Consider the following 3,977-nt stretch of genomic DNA (forward strand, 5'->3'; position numbering starts at 1 on the left):
CCGGCGCCACGCCCGCTGGGGCCGAGCCACCGTCGCCCCTGTCCCTTCCGGCCCTGCCCCCCAGCGCCGAGCCGGTGGCCCCGCCGCGGCGCACCGTGCGCCAGCCCCGCCAGCGCCACCATGCCGGCCGGGCCCAGATCCTGGCGGCCATCCGCGCCTCGGCCATCGATGTCTTCAGCCGGCATGGCTTTGCGGGCACCACCATGCAGGCAGTGGCCGAGGGCGCCGGGCTGACCAAGCAGCAGCTGCTCTATTACGCCGGCAGCAAGGACGAGCTCTACGCCAACCTGCTGCACGAGGTGGTCAACGAGTGGCGCGAGGCCTTCTCGCTCACCGAGGAAGCAGGCCACACCCCGGCCCAGCTGCTGCGCGACTACGTGCACCGGAAGCTGCACTACGCTCTGGCCAACGGCCCGGTGTCGCGCATCTTCACCGCCGAGATGCTGGCCGGCGGCACCCACATCGCCCGCTACTGGCCCGAGATGCTGGCCTCCACCCAGAGCAAGGCGCGCCTGCTGCAGCGCTGGATGGACGCCGGCCTGCTGCGCCGACGCGACCCGCTGCTGCTGCTGCAGCAGATCTGGGGCATGACCCAGTACTACGCCGACTACCAGGCCCAGGTGGCCGTGATGATGGGCGCGCAACCGCCGGTGGACGCCATCGCCGCCGAGATCGCCACCACCGTGCTGCTGGCCTGCGGGCTCTCGCCCGACTGAGCCGGCGCCCCGAGGAGGGGCCGGCTTCTGGTGCGGCGCGCCTCAAGCGCGTGCATCACGCACCCGGGGCGTGAGACCCGCCCGAGGCGCCGTCGTCCCCTTGCCCACCCCACCTCACCGGCGCTGAAGACGCTGCGCCGACGCCACGCCGCTCGGCGCTGGCCCCGGCATGCCGCCTGGCATCGTGCTTGCTTATTTTGACCAACAGTCAAATTTAAGAGCCAGCAGCCATGCGCGTCCTCGTGATCTTCTGCCACCCGGTGGAAACCAGCTTCAACGCCGCGCTGCACCAGGAGGTGCTGCAAGGCCTGCGGGCCGCCGGCCACGAGGTCGATGACTGCGACCTCTACGGCGAGGGCTTCAACCCGGTGCTCTCTCGCGAGGAGCGCCTGGGCTACCACTCGGTGCCCAGCAACCAGCTGCCGGTCAAGCGCTATGTGGAGCGCCTGCAGTGGGCCGAGGGCCTGGTGTTCTGCTTCCCCACCTGGTGCATGGGGCTGCCGGCCATGCTCAAGGGCTTCTTCGACCGGGTTCTGATGCCCGGCGTGGCCTTCGACATCAGCGACCCGGCCCACGTCAAGCCGGCGCTGACCCACCTGAAGCACATCTCGGCGGTGGTGACCTACGGTCGGCCGCGCTGGGTGGCCTGGTACATGGGCGACCCGCCGCGCCGCGTCATCAAACGCTACCTGCGCCTGCTGACCGGCGGCAGCGCCCGCATCAGCTACCACCCCTACTACCACATGAACGTGGCCACGCCGACCACGCTGGGCGCCTTCAAGGCCAAGGTACGCGCGGCCATGGAACGTTTCGCCTGAACACCATGGCCGGCCTTCACCTCCCCTGCGCCGCGCCCACGCGCCTGCTCCACGCCCGCCTGCCCCGCTGGCTGCTGCCGGCACGCTGGCCGTCGGATGCCACCGGGCGCCCGGTCCTGGCCTGCCTCACGCTGGCTGCCGGGCACATTGGGCCGTTGCAGCCCATGTCGCCGAACACACTGCCCGCCGGCCCCGCCGACTGGGACCTGGCCGGCGCGCCGGTGCTGCCCGGCCTGGTCGATGCCCACACCCACCTGGACAAGACCTTCACGCTCGAGCGCATCGGTCACGTGAAGCCCGGCCTGCTGGCCGCCATCGACGCCATGATGGGCGACCGCGCCCACTGGACCCGCGAGGACATCCACGCCCGCGCCAGCCAGGCGCTGCAGTGGGCCTGGGAGGCCGGTGTCACCCGCATTCGCAGCCATGTGGACTGGTGGGAGCCGACGCAGGAGCCGCTGGCCTGGTCGGTGCTGGGCGAGCTGGCCCAGGCCTGGGCCGGCCGCATCCAGCTGGAGCGCGCCGCGCTGGTCCCGCAGACGGCCTTTGAGGACCTGACCCAGGCGCACCGCCTGGCCCGCCACATCGCCGCCAGCGGCCCCGGCGCCCTGCTGGGCGGCTTCATCCACTCGCACCACTGGACACCCAGCTCGGCCCGCCAGCTGTTGCTGGCCGCGGCCGAGGCCGATCTGGACCTGGACCTGCATGTGGACGAGGAGCTCAACCCCGCCGCCGAAGGCCTGGCCCTGGTGGCCCGCACGCTGCGCGAGATCGGCTACGCCGGCCGGGCCGTCTGCGGCCATGTCTGTGCGCTGGCGGCTCAGCCCGAGGGCCAGGCCCTGGCCACGCTGGACGCAGTGGCCCAGGCGCCCATCACCCTGGTCTCGCTGCCCATCACCAACCTGCTGCTGCAGGACGCCGTGACCGGCCGCACCCCGCGCCAGCGTGGCATCACCCTGGTCAAGGAGGCGCGCGAGCGCGGCATCCCGCTGCTACTGGCCAGCGACAACGTGGAGGACCCCTTCTGCGCCGTGGGCAGCTACGACCCGGTGGAGGCCTTTGCCACCGGCGTGCAGGTGGCCCAACTGCCCGAGGCCTTCGACAGCTGGAGCCAGGCCCTGTGCCGGCCCGACTGGCTCGACCGGCGAGCCAGCCCCGGCTGGGACGCCCCGCCGCCACTGGCCGGCCGCGTGGCCGATCTGGTCATCTTCCCCCGCGCCAGCGCCAGCGGCTGGCCCTCGCGCGCGCAGGCCCGGGTGGTGCTGCGCGCGGGCCAGCGGCTCGCCCCCTCTTCGCACGACACGGTGACGCCATGAATGCCCCTTCTTCTGCCGGCGCCGCACCGCTGGCCCGCTACGCCGCCAGCCGCCGCATGGGCGACTACGTGTTCCTGTCCGGCGTCATCGCGGTGGACCCGGCCGCCGGCCGCATCGTGCGCGGCTACGACGACATCCCGGCCGAGGCCGCGGCCCGCATCGGCCGCACCGGCGAGTTCTCCTGCGACATCAAGGAAGGCCCCATCCTGGCCCAGAGCTGGTATGTGCTGGACCGCATCCGCCAGACCATCGAAGCCGAGGGCGGCCGCATGGAAGACGTGTTCAAGCTGGTGCAGTACTTCCGCAACCTGGACCACTTCCCGCTCTACAACCGGGTGCGCAAGCTGTTCTACCCGAGCCAGCCGCCGGTCTCCACCGTGGTCGAGGTCAGCGGCCTGATGCCCACCGACGACATCCTGATCGAGGTCGAGGGCACAGCCTACCTGCCCCTGCGCCGCCCGGAGTGAACCCCATGCTGCACGGCTTCTGCCCCGCCCCGCGCTTTCTACCCTACCTGAGCTGGACGGACATCGCCGCCCTGCCCGACCGGGAGAACACCGTCATCGTGCTGCCCGTGGGCGCCACCGAGCAGCACGGCCCGCACCTGCCCTGTGCGGTGGACACGCTGATCGCCGCTGGCGTGGTGGGCCATGCACTGGCCCGGCTGCCGGCCTCGGTGCCGGCCTTCGGCATGGCGCCCATCAGCTACGGCAAGTCGGAAGAGCACCTGCACTTCCCCGGCACCGTCACCCTCACCGGCCGCACCCTGCTGTCCACCATCGAGGAACTGGGCGAATCGGTCTACCGCGCGGGCTTTCGCAAGCTGCTGTTCGTCAACGGCCACGGCGGCCAGCCCCAGGTGCTGGAGATGGCGGCGCGCGAGCTGCGCCTGCGCCACGGCGACTTCATCGTCGTGCCCAGCTTCACCTGGCGGGTGCCGCATGTGGCCGGCCAGTACCTGAACGAGCGCGAGAAGCGCCTGGCCATGCATGCCGGCCATGCCGAGACCGCGCTGGTGCTGGCCCTGGCCCCCGAGACGGTGCGCATGGACCGGGCCGTGGCCAGCTACCCGCCGGAATTTCCTTCAAGCTGCTCTCGCCCGATGGCCGGCCGGCCTGCGCCTGGGC

4 protein-coding genes and 1 pseudogene are annotated in these 3,977 nt (G+C 72.0%); all 5 read left to right on the top strand.

All coding sequences use genetic code 11. The features are described 5' to 3' along the window. Positions 1-716, top strand: a 716-nt coding sequence (locus tag I73_RS18920; protein WP_022982053.1) for a TetR family transcriptional regulator C-terminal domain-containing protein, incomplete at its 5' end; no start/stop codon positions are given. 230 nt (positions 717-946) lie between these two features. Continuing rightward, the gene (locus I73_RS18925; protein ID WP_022982054.1) at positions 947-1,534 is read left to right on the top strand and encodes an NAD(P)H-dependent oxidoreductase; all 588 of its coding nucleotides are present in this window, start codon (positions 947-949) and stop codon (positions 1,532-1,534) included. Positions 1,535-1,539: 5 nt separating this feature from the next. Next, on the top strand, positions 1,540-2,850 hold the full coding sequence (locus tag I73_RS29045) for an amidohydrolase family protein (RefSeq protein ID WP_022982055.1): 1,311 nt from the start codon (positions 1,540-1,542) through the stop codon (positions 2,848-2,850). Continuing rightward, positions 2,847-3,317 (top strand): RidA family protein, encoded by a 471-nt coding sequence (locus I73_RS18935; RefSeq protein WP_022982056.1) that lies wholly within the window; start codon positions 2,847-2,849, stop codon positions 3,315-3,317. The genes I73_RS29045 and I73_RS18935 overlap by 4 nt, the downstream gene beginning before the upstream one ends. 5 nt (positions 3,318-3,322) lie before the next feature. Beyond that, positions 3,323-3,977, top strand: a pseudogene (locus I73_RS29050) (creatininase family protein); the annotation flags it as partial.

The organism is Ideonella sp. B508-1, from assembly GCF_000333615.1.
GTDB lineage: Bacteria > Pseudomonadota > Gammaproteobacteria > Burkholderiales > Burkholderiaceae_C > Ideonella.

Excerpts from the sequence above, each read along its gene's own strand:
- I73_RS29045 (WP_022982055.1), top strand. The coding sequence starts at position 1,540 with ATGGCCGGCCTTCACCTCCCCTGCGCCGCGCCCACGCGCCTGCTCCAC.
- I73_RS18925 (WP_022982054.1), top strand. The coding sequence starts at position 947 with ATGCGCGTCCTCGTGATCTTCTGCCACCCGGTGGAAACCAGCTTCAAC.
- I73_RS18935 (WP_022982056.1), top strand. The coding sequence starts at position 2,847 with ATGAATGCCCCTTCTTCTGCCGGCGCCGCACCGCTGGCCCGCTACGCC.